A 15221-nucleotide genomic window follows, 5' to 3' on the forward strand; every position below is an offset into this window, starting at 1 on the left:
ACACAATGCCGCAGTTCAAGCAGTTCCCCCTGCCCGACACCGGTGAGGGACTGACCGAGGCGGAGATCCTGACCTGGCACGTCAAGCCGGGCGATGTGGTCACCGTCAACCAGATCATCGTGGAGATCGAGACCGCCAAGGCCGCGGTCGAGCTGCCCTGCCCGTTCGCCGGGGTGGTCACCCAGCTGCACGCCCAGCCTGGGGAGACGGTGGAGGTCGGGGTGCCGATCATCACCGTGGACGTCGACCCCGGCGGCGCGCCTGCCGCCGAGCCGCCGGTCTCCGACGGCAAGATCGGCGAGGAGATGCCGGGCGGGCGGATCGCCACCCTGGTCGGCTACGGCCCGCGCACCGGAGCGGCCAAACGCCGGGCCCGCAAGGGATCCGCGCCGGTGGCCGCGCCGGAACCGGTCGTGGCGGCGGCGCCCGTCGCCGCGCCGGTGACGCCGGAACCGGTGGCCGCCGGTGGCTACGTGCCGCTGGCCAAACCGCCGGTGCGCAAGCTGGCCAAGGAACTCGGCGTGGACCTGCGGGCGCTCAACGGCTCCGGCCGGGACGGCGTGATCACCCGCGAGGACGTGGAATCGGCTGCCCGCAACGGTTCCGATGTGTCCACTGTGGAGGCTCCGGCCTACGATCCGGCCACCAGGGAACGCCGGGTGGCGGTGCGCGGGGTGCGCAAGGCGACCGCGCAGGCCATGGTGGACAGCGCGTTCACCGCCCCGCACGTCACCGAGTTCCTCACCATCGACGTCACGCCGATGATGGAACTGCGGGCCAGGCTCAAGACGCATCCCGGCTTCCGCGACGTCAAGCTCACCCCGCTGGCCTTCGCGGCGCGCGCGGTGTGCCTGGCGATCCGGCGCACCCCTGATGTGAACGCGAGCTGGGACGCGGCGGCGAACGAGATCGTCTACAAGTCCTACACGCACCTGGGCATCGCCGCGGCGACCCCGCGTGGCCTGGTGGTGCCGAAGGTGCGGGACGCGGACGCGATGTCGTTGCGGGAGCTGGGGATCGCGCTGGAACAGCTCACCGCGACCGCCCGCGACGGCAAGACCACGCCCGCGGACATGCAGCACGGCACCTTCACCATCACCAACATCGGCGTGTTCGGGGTGGACACCGGCACCCCGATCATCAATCCCGGCGAGTCCGCGATCCTGGCCCTTGGCGCGATCAGGGACATGCCGTGGGTGGTGGACGGGCAGGTGGTGCCGCGCAAGGTGTGCCAGCTCGCGCTGAGCTTCGACCACCGGGTGGTCGACGGGCAGCAGGGTTCGCAGTTCCTGGCCGATGTCGGCGCGCTGCTGGCCGACCCGGCGATGGCCTTCACCTTCTAGGTCAGCAGTAGTTCCAGGCCGAGGTAACCACCACCACCGGCCAGGATGCCGACGGCGCCGCCGACGAGCACCTGGCCGGTGGTGTGGTCCCGCAGGGCGACCCGCGACCACATCACCCAGGCCGCGAGCAGAGCGCCCAGCCACAGCCATGGCCCGTAGACGAGCACCAGCATCACCACCGCGCCGGCGGCGACCGCGGCGTGCAGCGAGATCTTCCAGCGCGCGCCCAGGGTGATCGCCACACAGGCGAGCAGCGAGACGAACATGGCCGCGGCCAGCGAGATGAGCTGGTGCGGGGCCTGGCCGAGGAAGAGGATCAGCCAGCCGGTGGACAGCGAGGCCAGGCAGAGCAGCAGCGGGACGGTGCGGCCCTCCCGGTTGTGCACGTGGTGGGTGTCGTAGCGGCCGGCCTTGGCGCCGCGCAGGATCACCAGCATCGGGAGCACCGCGCCGGTGACCCCGACCACCAGTCCCCACAACAGGGTCGGGCCGATCCGGTGCCCGGTGGCCGGCCAGGCGACCAGCAGTGGCAGCGCCAGCACCCAGACCCAGGGCGCGAGCATCTCGGTGGCGATCCGGGCCGCGAGCGGCCGGGCCAGGGTTTCCGGTTGTTCGGTGGTCACCGGTCGGTCTCCCGTTTCTCCAGCTCGCCGACCTGCTCGATCATCACCATGATCAGGTGCTGGTGCAGCGGGGACAGCTCGCGCACCCGGTCCAGCAGCGCGTCGGAGGCCCCGGCCTGCGCTACCCGGCCGTCGAGTTCGGCCCGGACCCGCTCGTGCACCGGCGCGTCCAGGAAGTAGCCGGCAGGCACGTCGAAGGCGGTGGCCAGGGCCCTGAGGTGGCTGGCCTTGGGATCGTCGCGCTGACCGTTGCGCAGCATCCAGATGTAGCTCTGCGTGATGGCGCCGCCGTTCGCGCGAATGGCGGCCGCGATGTCCTCGTTGCTGAACATCCGGCCGTCGGCTCGCCTGCGCTTGTCGAACAGCAGGTTCAGCGCCTCGGCGAAGGGCGGTGGCCCCTCGCCATCGTGTTCCCCAGTACCCACCTTGAGCAGGGTACTTTCACATGGGTGGAGAAACAACGGGGGTCATCTTCACTACTGTTGACAACAGTTGGCAACCTGTGATTACCTGAGCGGGCTTCAACGGGGGTGAAGACAGGGGGGCCTGATTTCGACGGCGGTGAACGTCGCCGAATGGCTTCACCGCAGGGGGGACACACTGGGGGACCCTCATGCCCGTTGACGCTCCAGCCGCGGCTCCGCTTGGTCCCCAGTCGAGCGGAGCCGCGGTTCAGGGCAGCGGTACTTCCCAGCTCACCGTGGTCCCACTGCGCGGCGAGGACGCCACCCGGCAGCGCCCGCCGGCAGCGGCCGCCCGCTCCTCGATGTGCCGCAGCCCGCGCCGGGTCACCCCGCGCGGAATCCCGCAGCCGTCGTCGGCGACCTGCAGCCGCAGCCCGTCCACATCCCGGTTCACCCGCACCCACACCGAACGCGCGCCGGAGTGCCGGACCACATTGGACAGTGCCTCGCGCAACGCGGCCCGCGCGTGGTCGGCCACCGCGGTCGGCACATCGGTGAGATCGCCGTTGATCTGGAGTTTGGGTTGCACACCAAGGAGTTCACCCGCGATGGCGATCTCCGCGCGAACCGAGTCGACCAGGTCGGGGGCCCGGTCCGCGCCGTCCGGATCGGCCGAGCGCAGGGTGCGCACGGTGGCCCTGACCTCGGCGATGGTCTTGTCCAGCTCGTCGACGGTGTCCGCGATCCGGTGCGCGTCCGCCTCGTCGAGACGGCCGGCGAGCCTGCGCCCCAGCAGTTCCAGCTGCACGCCTGCCGCGTAGAGGCGTTGCACGATCACGTCGTGCAGGTCACGCGCGATCCGCTCCCGCTCCTGGTAGACCGCGATCCGTTGGCGCGCGGTGGATCCCTCGGCCAGCACCAGCGCCAGCCCCGCCTGCACCGCGAAGGAGTTCACCACGTCCACAGTGGACTGGGCGAAGGGCTTGGCCGCCTTGCGCCGGTACACCGCCAGCGCACCGAGCCGCTGTTCCCTGGTGCCGAAGGGCGCCACCGCGAACGGCCCGTAGCCGCGCAACGCCCGTGGCACGAACGGCGCGGTCCGCGGGTCCTGGTTGAGGTCGTCCACCACCACCGGCACCCCGCTGCGCGCCACCCGCGCCGCCGCCGAGCGCGGTGACAGCACGGCGCCCACCGGGTCCTCCGCGCTCTGCCCGTGCGCGGCCTCCACGGTCAGCCCGCCGTCGTCGTTGCGCACCATGACCAGCCCGAGATCCGCCTCCGCCAGCTCCGCCACCCGCCGGACCACCAGCGGCAGCACCGCGTCCGGGTCATCGCCGGACAACGCCGCCGAGGTGATCTCGGTCGAGGCGGCCAGCGCACGAGCGGCGAGCGAGGGGTCCATGACCAGAATCATGCCCCGACCCGCACAACCAGGTCCGCCCCCGCCGCCTCCGCCGCCCGATGGGTGACGTGCACCAGCGTGCTGCCCGGCAACTCGGCCCGGATCGCGGCCAGCACCCGCCGCGCGGTGGGTTCGTCGAGGTGCGCGGTCGGCTCGTCCATCAGCAGCACCCCGGTCCCCCGGGCGTAGAGCAGTGCGCGGGCCAGGCCGAGGCGCTGCGCCTCGCCACCGGACACCGCGGCCCCGCCGACGCCGACCTGGGTGTCCAGGCGCTGCTGCCAGTCCTCGAGGGCGACGGTGCGCAGTGCGGCGCGGAGTTCGTCGTCGGTGGCGTGCGGGTCGCCGAGCAGGAGGTTCTCCCGGACGGTGGTGGAGACCAGTTGTGGGTCCTGGGGGGACCAGGCGGCGGTGGCGGGGATGGTGGCGTGGCCCTGGTCGGGGTGCAGGAAACCGAGCAGGACGGCGAGCAGGGTGGATTTGCCAGCGCCGGAGGGGCCGACGATGGCGGTGTGGGCGCCGGGCGGGATGTGCAGGGTGAGGTCGCGGAGGGTGGGGGTGGGGGTGCCTGGCCAGCGGACGTCGATGTGGTCAAGGCGGATTTCGGGGGGCTGTGGATAGGTCGGGATTGTGGATAGGTCGCGATCTTGGCGGGGGTTTGGGGAGGGGGGTGGGGGTGGGGTGGGGCAGTCTGGAATTGGGGGGACCCCCTCGCGCGCGCGGGTGAGGGCGGGGGCGGGGGTGGGCGAGGGGTCGAGGTCGAGGTCGGGGGCGGCGGCGAGGGCGGGAGCGGCGGCGGCTCGGCCGGAGGTTGGGGCGGGGGCGGAGGTTGGGGCGGGGGCTCCGGCGGAGGTGCGGGCTGGGGCGGGGGTGGATTGGCTGGTCAGGTTGGCGTAGGCGGTGCGGAGGGGGCGGAGTTGCTGGGCGGCTGGGGCGAGCAGCGACAGGGTTTCGGTCAGGGCCAGGGGCAGGAGGGCCAGGACGGGGGCGAGCAGGGGGTTGAGGGTTCCGGCGGCTACTGCTTCGGCGCCCTGGTGGATGGCCAGGGTGGTCGCCGTGCCGGTGCAGAGGGTGAGCAGGGCCAGGGCGAGGCCGTTGGCCAGGGCTTGGCGGCGGGATTGGGTGGCCAGGGTTTGGTCGGCCTGGGTGACTACTCGGTGGCGTTGGTGGGCTGCGTTGGTGGCGAGCAGGTCCGGGGCGGCGGTCAGCAGGGTGAGGATGGCGTTGGCGAGGGTTCTTCTGCCCTGGGACAGGTTGCGGGTGGCCTTGTTGTCGGCGAGTACCGCTAGCAGGGGGGCGAGGGTGGCCGCGGCGAGGACTGCCAGGGCCAGGGTGAGGCCCGCCGCGGGGAGGATGAGGGTTTGGATGGTGATGGCGACTGTGGCGACCACGGCCGCCACCACCGGGGGGATGAGGACTCTGGGGATGAGGTCGCGGACCGTGTCGGTGTCGGTGACCAGGCGGTGCAGGCCGTCGGTGCGGGGCAGCGGGCCCTGGGCGACCAGGTCGCGCCACAGGCTGGTGCGCAGGGTGTTGGCGGTGCGGAAGGCGGCGTCGTGGGTGACCAGGCGTTCCAGGTAACGCAGCACCGCCCGGCCGAGGCCGAAGGTGCGCACGCCGACCACCGCGACCAGCAGGGTCAGCATGGGGGGCTGGGTGGAGGCCTTGGCGATCAGCCAGGCCGAGGTGGCGGTCAGGGCGATGCCGCTGGCCAGGGCGGTCGCGCCGAGCAGGGCGCCCAGTAGTGAGCGGCGGGACAACAGTGTCCGCAGTGGACGGTGACGCGGGCGGCGAGGGTGGGGTGCCGCCCGCGTCACCTCGACACCGCCGAGGGGTGTCCCGGCGGTGGGTTCGGGGGTGGTGTGCGAGATCAGGACTACCGCGGCGCCCGCGGCCTTGGCCTGCTCGACCGCGTTGAGCACGGCGGTGGCGGTGGCCGGGTCCAGGTGCGCGGTGGGTTCGTCGAGCAGCAGCAGCCAAGCGCCGCGGCGCAGCCGGAGCAGGGCGCGGGCCACGGCCAGGCGCTGGCGTTCGCCCGCGGAGAGTTCGGCCGGGGGGCGGTGCAGCAGGTGGTCGATGCCGAGTTGGTGGGTGAGGTCGAGGAGTTCGGCGATGCGGGGTGGTTCGCCGGGCAGGTCCTGGACGGACTCGGTGAGTTCGGCGGTGACCGTGGCGGCGGCGAACTGGGGGCGTTGCGGGACCCAGCCGATCTGGCGACGCCAGCCCTCTCTGTCCACTTCGGACAGATCGACGCCGTCGACGGTGATCTTGCCATGGTCCGGGTCGCGGAAGCCCAGCAGCACGGCCAGTGCGGTGGACTTGCCGGTGCCGCTGGGGCTGTGCAGGTGGACCAGTTCGCCTGGGGCCACCGAGAAGGACAGGCCGTCGGGGGCGTCCCGGTCGCGGCGGCGGACGTGCAGGCCGGCCACGAACACCCGGCCGCGGTGCGCGGGCACGCTGCCTGACTTGGGCGTGGGCTCGTCGAGGATCTTGGTCACCCGGCGGACGACCTCCATGCCGTCCTCGCTGGCGTGGTGCGCGGCGCCGACCGCGCGAATTGCCTGGTAGCACTCGGGCGCGAGGATCAGCACCAGCAGGCCGACCTCCAGCGTCAGCCCGCCCGCGGCCAGCCGGGTGCCGATGAGCACCGCGACCAGCGCCACCGACAGCGTGGCCAGCAGTTCCAGTGCCAGCGCCGAGGTGAAGGCGATCCGCAACGTCCTGCCGACCGCGGTGCGGTGTGCCTCGCCGACCCGGCGGATCGCCTCGGTCTGGGCCTGTGCCCGGCGGAACGCGGTCAGCACCGGCAGCGCGCGGACCAGTTCGGCGGCGTGGCTGGACAGCCGTAGGGTGGCGTCGGCGGCCTTGGCCGCCACCTCCGCGGTGTAGCCGCCGATGAGGATCGCGAACAGCGGCAGCAGCGGCACGGTCACCGCGATCACCAGCGCGGACGGCCAGTCCGTCCACAGGATCGCCGCACCCACCAGCGGGGGCGCCACCGCGACGGTGACCAGGGCGGGCAGGTAGCGGGTGAAGTAGTCGTCCAGGGCGTCCAGGCCCTTGGTGGCCAGCGCGGTAAGTGCGGCCGGGCCGCCGCCGGCGCGTTCCGGGTCGGCGATCCACTCCGGGCCCAGCCGCAGCGCGTGCGTGAGCAGCGCGGTGCGCAGTTCCTCCTTGGCGCCGGCGGCGGCGCGGGCGGCGACGGTTTCGGTGCCCCAGGCCAGGATCGACCTGGCGGCGACCGCGATGGCCAGCACGGTGACCGGGGTGGCCAGCTCGAACCGGCCTGCCACGATCCCGGCGAGCGCGGTGGCCAGTGCCCAGGCCTGGGCGACCAGGGCCGAGGCGGTGAGGGCGGCGAGCACCGCGGTCACCGCCAGGGCGCGGCGGGTGGAGCGGGACAGCGCGGGCAGGGCGCCCAGCGGGCCACGGGTCCTCATGGCGTGTGCACCGCCGGGATGTGCCGGGTGCCGATCCGCTGCCGGAACACCCAGTAGGTCCAGGCCTGGTAGGCCAGCACCGCCGGGGTGCCGAAGCCGGCCACCCAGGTCATCACGGTCAGCGTGTACGGGCTGGCCGAGGCGTTGGCCACGGTGAGCGAGAACGCGGTGTCCAAAGTGGACGGAAGGACGTCCGGGTAGAGCGAGCCGAACAGGGTGGCGATCGCGGCCGCGGCCAGTCCGCCGAGCAGCGCGAACGCCTGACCCTCCCGGCCGATGCTCAGCCGCCACAGCGCGAGCGCGCCCAGGGTGAGCACGATCGCCCCGCCCAGCAGGGAGAATCCGAGCAGACCGGCCAGTGGCAGCAGCGCGAACGGGCCGACCTGCAGGGCCAGGCGGCGGGCGCAGTCCCGGATCTCGCCCTCGGTCTTCAACGCGGTGAACACCGCGCCGTGCACCAGGCTGAACCCGGCCACCGCGAGCGCGCCGAGCAGGGTTTCCCAGCGCAGCAGGGCGATCGGGCCGCCGACCAGGTCACCGCGGGCGTTGAGGGGCAGGCCGACCACGGTCGCGGTCAGCACCAGGCCCCAGCCCAGCGGCGGCAGCCAGGAGCCGAGCAGGATCACCCGGTCCCAGTTGCGCCGCCAGCGCGCGCTGTCCACCTTGCCCCGGTACTCGAAGGCCACCCCGCGCCCGATCAGCGCCAGCAGGATCACCAGCACCGGCAGGAACGCGCCGGAGAGCAGTGAGGCGTACCAGGACGGGAAGGCGGCGAAGGTCGCGCCGACCGCGACGATCATCCACACCTCGTTGCCGTCCCAGACCGGGCCGATCGTGTTGACCATGACCCGGCGCTCGGTGTCGTCGCGGCCGAGCACGTGCAGCAGCATGCCGACGCCGAAGTCGAAGCCCTCCAGGAACAGATAGCCGAACCACAGCAGGGCGATGAGCACGAACCAGATGGTGGCGAGTTCCACTGTGGACACTCCTAGTAGGCGAAGGCCAGTACGTCGTCGGACTTCTTGTTCTCGCCCTCGTCCGGTTCCTCGGGTTTGGGTGGCATCACCCCGGCGACGCCCGCCATCGCGTAGCGGCGGAGCAGGAAGAACTCGACCACGGCGAGCACGCCGTAGAGCGTGGTCAGCGAGATGAGCGAGATGAGCGCCTCGGTGGTGCTGATCGCGGAGACCGCCTGCGCGGTGTACATCCACACCCCGTCCACGCCGCTGGGGTTGGGCACCACCACGAACGGCTGGCGGCCCATCTCGGTGAAGATCCAGCCGAAGCTGTTGGCCAGGAACGGGGTGGCGATCCCGCCGAGCGCGGCCCAGACGAACCAGCGCCCCTTGGGCAGCCGTCCCCTGCGGGTCAGCCAGAGCGCGGCGGCCGAGGCGAGCGCGGCCAGCGCGCCGAAGCCGATCATCAGCCGGAAGCCCCAGTAGGTCACCGGCAGGTTGGGCACGTACTCGATCGGCTTGCCCGCGAAGGAACCCATCCGCGGGTCGTTGGGGTAGTTCTCGCCGTACTTGGCCTTGTAGATCTTGACCAGGTCCTCGACGCCCTTGACCTCGGAGTTGAGATCGCTGTTGGCCAGGAAGGACAGCAGCGCGGGCACGGTGACGCTCTTGACGCTCTCGCAGTCCGCGCGGGTCACATCGCCGACGGCGAAGATCGAGAAGCCGGCCGGTTTCTCGGTGTGGCAGAGGGCTTCGGCCGCGGCCATCTTCATCGGCTGCTGCTCGAACATCAGCTTGGACTGCAGGTCGCCGGTGAGCGCGACCCCGGCGAAGGCGATCACGCCGACCCAGCCGCCCAGCTTGACCGAGGCCCGCCACACCGGGGTGTCGGTGCCCTTGCGCCGGGCCAGGTGCCAGACCGAGACGCCGACCAGCAGTGCGGCGGCCACCGCGAGTGCGCCGAACATGGTGTGCGGGAAGGCGGCCAGCACGGTGGAGTTGGTCAGCAGGTCGCCGATCGAGCGCAGCTGCGGGCGGCCGTTGGGGCCGAGGGTGGCGCCGACCGGGTGCTGCATCCAGGAGTTCGCGGACAGGATGAAGTAGGCCGAGGCGACCGTGGCCAGCGAGGCGGCCCAGATGCAGGCCAGGTGCACCCGCCGGGACAGCCGGGACCAGCCGAAGATCCACAGGCCGAGGAAGGTCGACTCGACGAAGAAGGCGACCAGGCCCTCGATGGCCAGCAGCGAGCCGAAGACGTCGCCGACGAAGCGGGAGTACTCGCTCCAGGACATGCCGAACTGGAACTCCTGCACGATGCCGGTCACCACGCCCATGGCGAAGTTGATCAGCATCAGCTTGCCCCAGAACTTGGTCATCGCCAGGTACTTGGGGTTCCCGGTGCGGTGCCAGGCCGTCTGCATGCCTGCCACCAGCAGCGACAGACCGATGGTCAGGGGCACCATCAGGAAGTGGTAGACGGTGGTGATGCCGAACTGCCACCGCGCGATATCGAGGACCTCCACGGCTTTCAGCCTGCCCCGTACCCGGCCTGAGCAGCAGGTACCGGAGTCCTCTCTCGCCCGGCCGAGGGTCCCCCGGTGGCGGGACCAAGGTCCCGGTGACCGGCCTCACCCCGCGCCGTAGCTCGCTTCGCCCGGTTCGCCGGGTTAGGATCGCCTTGCCTGAGGGGAGTAGTTCCCGCAGTCGCCGCCGGTTCGCCTGCGGTGGTTCGGCGAGGTGATCGACATACTGAACGCCCATTGCGGCGTTCCGGTCCCTCACCCACGGTTTCCGTGGGCGAACGAGACCTCCGGCCGGGTTGACCATGCCCGGTCGGAGTCATCCTGCCTCCGTCTGGGTCGAATCCACGGAGAGGGACCCAGGCAGATGACGTTCTCCCTGCTCGCGCTGGGCGCCGCGTTCGCGCTGGTGCTACCGGTCGAGCTGCCGGACAAAACGCTGATCGCCACCCTGGTGCTGACCACCAGGTACCGGGCCTGGCCGGTGTTCATCGGGGTCACCGCGGCCTTCGCGGTGCAGTGCGTGATCGCGGTCGCCTTCGGCAGCGCGCTGACCCTGCTGCCACCGCAACTGGTGGCCGCGGTGGTCGCGCTGATGTTCGGCATCGGCGCGTTCATGCTGCTGCGCGAGGGTTTCCGCAAGGTGGATCAGGGCGAGGACGACGCGGCGGGCGCCGGTGAGCAGGAGGTCCCGGCCTGGCGGGCGACGCTGACCTCCTTCGGCGTGCTGTTCGCGGCCGAGTGGGGCGATGCCTCCCAGCTGGCCATCGCCGCGCTGACCGCCCGCTACGCCGCACCGCTGGAGGTCGGCCTTGGCGCCTTCCTGGCGCTGGTGACGGTGGCCGCGATCGCGGTGCTGGTCGGGCGGAAGGTGCGGCACCGGCTGCCCACCCACCTGATCCAGCGGGTCGCGGGCGGGGTGTTCACCGTGTTCGCGTTGCTGGCCGCCGGGCAGGCCGTGTTCGGCGGCTGATTTCCGCCGGACTTCGCCGGGCAGGACGGCGAGGCTGGCGATATGGGATTCGAGATCTTGGCTGTTCCGCCGGAGACTTTGGCGGTTTTGCGCGCCCAGGAAGGCGCCGAACTACTCGTTGACGAAGAGGGCGGCAGCCCGTTGCGGTGTTGTCTTGGCCGGGCCAAGGCGGGCGAGGAAATCGCGCTGGTGTCCTATGCGCCATTGGGTGGCTGGGTGGCCGACACCGGGGCCGATCCCGGCCCCTACCTGGAGTCGGGCCCGATTTTCATCCATGCCGCGGACTGTGGTGGGCCGGTGGACAAGGGTTTCCCTGACGAGCATCGGAAGGCGCCCCGGGTTTATCGGGCGTACAAGCGGAATGGGCGGATCCTGGGCGGGCGGCTGGTCCAGCCGGGCGAGGTCGCCGAATGCGTGCTGGCCGAGATGTTCGGGGATCCGGACATCGCACTCGTGCACGTGCGCGCGGTGGAATTCGGTTGTTTCCACTTCGAGGTCCGGCGGTGCCGGGACGTCGCGTGAGCGAACTCAGCGCAGCGCGACGGCGACCGCGGCCGCGGCGGCCACCACGTGCGGGCCCACCTCGTCGGCCTTGAGTGGCTCGAAGGAGACCACGCCGACGCTGGCCTGCAGGCCGGGCACGCCGCGGACCGGGGCGGCCACGCCGTGCGCGCCCGCCTGGAGTTCGCCGGAACTGGCCACCCACTCGGGGCCCTCGGCAGGCAGGTGGATGGCTCTGCCCGCGGCGCCGCGCTGTACCGGGTGACGGGTGCCCACCCGGTAGGCGACGTGGTAGGCGGTCCAGGAGGGTTCGACCACCGCGACCGCCTGGGCCTCGTTGCCGTGCACCACGGTGAGGTGCGCGGTGGCGCCGATCTTCTCGGCCAGGCCGCGCAGCGCGGGCAGCGCGGCGAAACGCAGCTGCGGCAGCACCCGGCCTGCCAGTTGCAGCACGCCGAGGCCGAGCCGGACCCTGGAGCCCTCGCGCCGGACCAGGCCGCGGGCCTGCAGCGGGCCGAGCAGCCGGTAGATGGCCGCTCGGCTGGCGCCGATGGCGGTGGCCAGGTCGCTGATGCTGGGGGCCTCGGTGTCCGCGTCGGCCACCGCCTGGAGCAGGGCGAGCCCGCGCTCCAGGGTGAGGGAACTCTCCCTGGCCGCTCCGGGCACCGCTCCCATACCGCTCCCTACTCTCCGCTCACCACGGTTCCGGCGACCTCGCTCAGGCCCACCAGCGAACCATCGGGCCCTGGCGCGGTGGCGGTCAGCACCACCGTGTCGCCGTCGGCCAGGAAGGTCCGTTCCGTGCCGTCGGCCAGGGTGACCGGTTCCTTGCCGCCCCAGGACAGTTCCAGGAAGCTACCGCGCTGGCGCTTGTCCGCACCGGAGACCGTGCCGGAACCGAACAGGTCGCCCGGTCGCACGGTGGCGCCGTTGACCGTCATGTGCGCCAGCTGCTGGGCGGCCGACCAGGACATCTCAGCGAACGGCGGTTCGGCGACCAGCGAGCCGTTCCAGTTCACCTGGATGCGCAGGTCCAGGCCCCACGGCTGGTCCTCGACCAGGTAGTCCAGCAGCGGGTTGGGCGCGGCCGGGGTGGGCAGGCGGGCGTTGCTGAACGCCTCCAGCGGGGTGATCCAGGCCGAGATCGAGGTCAGGAAGGACTTGCCGAGGAACGGGCCGAGCGGCACGTACTCCCAGGCCTGGATGTCCCTGGCGGACCAGTCGTTGAGCAGCACCACGCCGAAGAGGTGCTCGGCCGCGGCCGAGGTGGACACCCTGGAGGCCACCGGGCCGCCGCAGACGAAGCCGACCTCGGCCTCGATGTCCAGCCGCTTGCTCGGGCCGAACCCCGGCGCGTCCGCGCCTGGCGGGCGGCTCTGGCCGTGCGGGCGGACCACGTCGGTGCCGGAGACCACCACGGTGCCCGCCCGGCCGTGGTAGCCGACCGGCAGGTGGGTCCAGTTGGGCAGCAGCGGGTCGCCGTCGGGGCGGAACATCCGGCCGACGTTCTCCGCGTGGTGCCGCGAGGAGTAGAAGTCCACGTAGTCGCCGACCCGGAAGGGCAGCAGCGAGCGGACCGCGCTCAGCGGCAGCAGGTCGGCGCCGACCGGGGTGGCCGGCAGCTGGACCAGTTCGGTCAGCCGGGCCCGCAGTTCGCTCCACAGCGGCCGTTCGGCGGCCAGCAGGTCATCCAGGGACTCACCGGCCACCAGCGGGCTCAGGCGGGCTCCCAGGTCCAGTGAGCGCAGCGGCAGCGCGTGGTCGCCCACCCGCACCGCCACCACCGGGCCGGAGCCCGCGTCGATCACGCCGTAGGGCAGGGTCTGCGGGCCGAATGGCGACTGGGCCGTGAAGGCCGGGTCCTTGATCCAGCTCACAACAGGCCCAGCCCTTCCAGGTCCTCCACCGGTTCGGTCAGCGAGCAGGAGCCGTAGGAGGCGAACACCCCGCGGACGGCGTGCGCGGCCGCCTCCGGCAGTGCCTTGGCCTCCTCGGCGAGTGCCTCGGGGTCGTCGCTGGCCAGCGCCTCGCGGGCGTCCTTGCCGGAGAGCGTGCGGGCGGTGGCGACCAGCAGGTTGAGGAAGCCGTGGTGGTTGAACCCGGTCTCCTCGTCGCGGTGCCGCAGCGCGTTGTGCAGCCCGGCGGTGGCCTTGAACGGCACACCGGTGGTGCTGGCCACGCTGAGGAAGTCGGCGACCTCGTCGATGCTCGGGAACGCCTCCGGGGTCTGGCCGCCGCAGCGCAGCTTGGGCCAGCTGCCGTGCTCGGCCACGCCGCGCACGCTGTCCAGCCATTCGCTGCTGGTCCCGGCCTCGGTGTTCTGGCTGGGGCGGCGTGGCTCGATGACCCGGATGACGTCCTCTGGCACGAACTCCGAGACGCGTTCCAGCCACACGTCGTCGACCTCCGACGGCGCGGGCATCTCGACCATGCGCAGGGCGAGCAGCTCGGTGCGGGACTCGACGATGGAGATGGCCTTGGGCACCGCGCTCAGGCCGGTGTCGATCACCAGTGACAGACCGACCGGCTTCACCGGTTTGATCTTGATCAGCTCGGTGATCAGCTCGGGCAGCCGGGAGGCGTTGCACAGGAAAAGACCGACCACACCGGACCAGGACTCGGTCCTGGCCTGCAGGTGATTGCGCAGCGCGTCCGCCATCGGGGCGTTGCCCGGCGGGAACAACGCCGCGTCGTCGACCAGCCTTGCGAGCAGGGGCGGTGTACCGCGCGGACCGGGCGCACGGAGCTCAGCGACGCTTGACACGGCTGACACGCTAGTGGTGTCCACGGAACCGAACAAAAATGTCCGGTCTCCGAACACCCGGAGGGAGCAATGCCTTACTACCGCGCGGTGGGTTCGATCCCCCGAAAGCGCCACACCCAGTTCCGCGATCCGGACGGCAAGCTCTACGCCGAAGAGCTGATGGGCGTGGAGGGTTTCTCCTCCGACTCGGCCCTGCTCTACCACCGGCATCTGCCGACCGCGATCGTGAACGCCGAGGTCGTGGCCGAATGGCGGGGCACGACCACGGCCAACCAGCCGCTCAAGCCACGGCACTTCCGCACCCAGGACCTGAAATGGGACGCGCCTGCCGAGGTGGACGCGGTCACCGGGCGGCGGTTGCTCTTCGGCAACGCCGACGTCGCGATCTGCTTCACCGCGCCGACCACGGCCAGCCCGCTCTACCGCAACGCCTTCGGTGACGAGCTGCTCTACGTGCAGACCGGCGCCGCGGTGATCGAGACCATCTACGGGCCGCTGGCGGTGGCCGACGGCGACTACGTGGTCATCCCGACCTCCTGCACCTACCGGGTGGTGCCCACCGGCCCTGAGCAGCTGCGGCTGCTCGTGCTGGAGGCCACCGGGCACATCGGGCCGCCCAAGCGCTACCTGTCCAGCAAGGGCCAGTTCCTGGAGCACGCGCCCTACTGCGAGCGGGACCAGCGCGGGCCGACCGAGCCGCTGCTGGTCGAGGGCACCGACGTGGAGGTGCTGGTCCGGCACCGTTCCGGGCTGACCAGGTTCACCTACGCCAACCACCCGTTCGACGTGGTCGGCTGGGACGGCTGCCTGTACCCGTGGGCGTTCAACGTGCGCGACTTCGAGCCGATCACCGGCCGGGTGCACCAGCCGCCGCCGGTGCACCAGACCTTCGAGGGCCCGAACTTCGTGGTCTGCTCGTTCTGCCCGCGCAAGGTCGACTACCACCCGCTCGCGGTGCCGGTGCCCTACAACCACGCGAACGTGGACTCCGACGAGCTGATGTTCTACGTCGGCGGGAACTACGAGGCGCGCAAGGGCTCCGGGATCGGCCTCGGGTCCATGTCCCTGCACCCCTCCGGCTGCACTCATGGACCGCAGCCGGGGGCCGTTGAGGCGTCCCTTGGGGCGGACTACTTCGACGAGACCGCGGTCATGGTGGACACCTTCCGGCCGCTGGAGCTGGGTGAGGCCGCGCAGGACTGCGAGGACCCGCGCTACGCCTGGTCCTGGGCCAGGCGCGGACCCGACTGGAGCTGACCTGAAACGGATACGGTCCGTTCCCTTTCGCAGCGTGTGCG

At 71.7% G+C, this 15221-nt stretch carries 13 protein-coding genes; 4 read left to right on the top strand and 9 right to left on the bottom strand.

Annotated features, from left to right (window positions below; translation table 11 throughout):
• Nucleotides 1-5 precede the first annotated feature (5 nt).
• Complete coding sequence (locus HNR67_RS04770; protein ID WP_185000903.1) at nt 6-1343, top strand: dihydrolipoamide acetyltransferase family protein; 1338 nt, start codon at nt 6-8, stop codon at nt 1341-1343.
• On the opposite strand, the gene HNR67_RS04775 is transcribed toward HNR67_RS04770, so the two are convergent.
• From HNR67_RS04775 to HNR67_RS04800, 6 genes are all read right to left on the bottom strand, one after another.
• A complete protein-coding gene (locus tag HNR67_RS04775) occupies nt 1340-1966 on the bottom strand; it encodes a hypothetical protein (protein ID WP_185000904.1) in 627 nt (208 codons plus the stop codon). The two genes, HNR67_RS04770 and HNR67_RS04775, sit on opposite strands and share 4 nt — an antisense overlap.
• A complete protein-coding gene (locus HNR67_RS04780; RefSeq protein WP_185000905.1) occupies nt 1963-2391 on the bottom strand; it encodes an XRE family transcriptional regulator in 429 nt (142 codons plus the stop codon). Before HNR67_RS04780 ends, HNR67_RS04775 begins: the two co-directional genes overlap by 4 nt.
• A 247-nt stretch (nt 2392-2638) precedes the next feature.
• Nucleotides 2639-3772 (bottom strand): GAF domain-containing sensor histidine kinase, encoded by a 1134-nt coding sequence (locus tag HNR67_RS04785; RefSeq protein WP_185000906.1) that lies wholly within the window; start codon nt 3770-3772, stop codon nt 2639-2641.
• A gap of 8 nt (nt 3773-3780) precedes the next feature.
• Nucleotides 3781-7209, bottom strand: a complete 3429-nt coding sequence (gene cydD / locus HNR67_RS45535; RefSeq protein ID WP_185000907.1) for a thiol reductant ABC exporter subunit CydD — start codon at nt 7207-7209, stop codon at nt 3781-3783.
• Entirely contained in the window at nt 7206-8186 is a 981-nt protein-coding gene (gene cydB / locus HNR67_RS04795; RefSeq protein ID WP_185010145.1) for a cytochrome d ubiquinol oxidase subunit II, read from the bottom strand. The genes cydD and cydB overlap by 4 nt, the downstream gene beginning before the upstream one ends.
• 11 nt (nt 8187-8197) lie before the next feature.
• On the bottom strand, nt 8198-9688 hold the full coding sequence (locus HNR67_RS04800) for a cytochrome ubiquinol oxidase subunit I (RefSeq protein WP_185000908.1): 1491 nt from the start codon (nt 9686-9688) through the stop codon (nt 8198-8200).
• A 364-nt stretch (nt 9689-10052) separates the two neighbouring features.
• Here HNR67_RS04800 and HNR67_RS04805 point away from each other — a divergent pair, with 364 nt between their 5' ends.
• On the top strand, nt 10053-10658 hold the full coding sequence (locus tag HNR67_RS04805) for a TMEM165/GDT1 family protein (RefSeq protein WP_185000909.1): 606 nt from the start codon (nt 10053-10055) through the stop codon (nt 10656-10658).
• 42 nt (nt 10659-10700) lie between these two features.
• Complete coding sequence (locus tag HNR67_RS04810) at nt 10701-11180, top strand: DUF1203 domain-containing protein (RefSeq protein WP_185000910.1); 480 nt, start codon at nt 10701-10703, stop codon at nt 11178-11180.
• A gap of 6 nt (nt 11181-11186) precedes the next feature.
• On the opposite strand, the gene HNR67_RS04815 is transcribed toward HNR67_RS04810, so the two are convergent.
• Genes HNR67_RS04815 through HNR67_RS44115 form a run of 3 tightly spaced genes read right to left on the bottom strand, consistent with a single transcriptional unit; the run spans nt 11187 to nt 13923 of the window.
• Entirely contained in the window at nt 11187-11834 is a 648-nt protein-coding gene (locus HNR67_RS04815; RefSeq protein ID WP_185000911.1) for an IclR family transcriptional regulator, read from the bottom strand.
• 8 nt (nt 11835-11842) lie between these two features.
• Complete coding sequence (gene fahA / locus HNR67_RS04820) at nt 11843-13036, bottom strand: fumarylacetoacetase (RefSeq protein WP_185000912.1); 1194 nt, start codon at nt 13034-13036, stop codon at nt 11843-11845.
• Entirely contained in the window at nt 13033-13923 is an 891-nt protein-coding gene (locus HNR67_RS44115; protein WP_185000913.1) for a hypothetical protein, read from the bottom strand. Before HNR67_RS44115 ends, fahA begins: the two co-directional genes overlap by 4 nt.
• A gap of 69 nt (nt 13924-13992) precedes the next feature.
• Between HNR67_RS44115 and HNR67_RS04830 the strand changes: the two genes are divergently transcribed.
• On the top strand, nt 13993-15180 hold the full coding sequence (locus HNR67_RS04830; RefSeq protein ID WP_185000914.1) for a homogentisate 1,2-dioxygenase: 1188 nt from the start codon (nt 13993-13995) through the stop codon (nt 15178-15180).
• The last annotated feature ends 41 nt before the right edge of the window (nt 15181-15221 follow it).

This window comes from Crossiella cryophila (assembly GCF_014204915.1).
GTDB lineage: Bacteria > Actinomycetota > Actinomycetes > Mycobacteriales > Pseudonocardiaceae > Crossiella > Crossiella cryophila.

Bases quoted from the DNA above. Each gene is read 5' to 3' on its own strand.
- HNR67_RS04770 (WP_185000903.1), top strand. From the start codon at position 6: ATGCCGCAGTTCAAGCAGTTCCCCCTGCCCGACACCGGTGAGGGACTG.
- HNR67_RS04785 (WP_185000906.1), bottom strand. From the start codon at position 3,772: ATGGACCCCTCGCTCGCCGCTCGTGCGCTGGCCGCCTCGACCGAGATC.
- cydD (WP_185000907.1), bottom strand. From the start codon at position 7,209: ATGAGGACCCGTGGCCCGCTGGGCGCCCTGCCCGCGCTGTCCCGCTCC.
- HNR67_RS04805 (WP_185000909.1), top strand. From the start codon at position 10,053: ATGACGTTCTCCCTGCTCGCGCTGGGCGCCGCGTTCGCGCTGGTGCTA.
- HNR67_RS04810 (WP_185000910.1), top strand. From the start codon at position 10,701: ATGGGATTCGAGATCTTGGCTGTTCCGCCGGAGACTTTGGCGGTTTTG.
- HNR67_RS04815 (WP_185000911.1), bottom strand. From the start codon at position 11,834: ATGGGAGCGGTGCCCGGAGCGGCCAGGGAGAGTTCCCTCACCCTGGAG.
- HNR67_RS04830 (WP_185000914.1), top strand. From the start codon at position 13,993: ATGCCTTACTACCGCGCGGTGGGTTCGATCCCCCGAAAGCGCCACACC.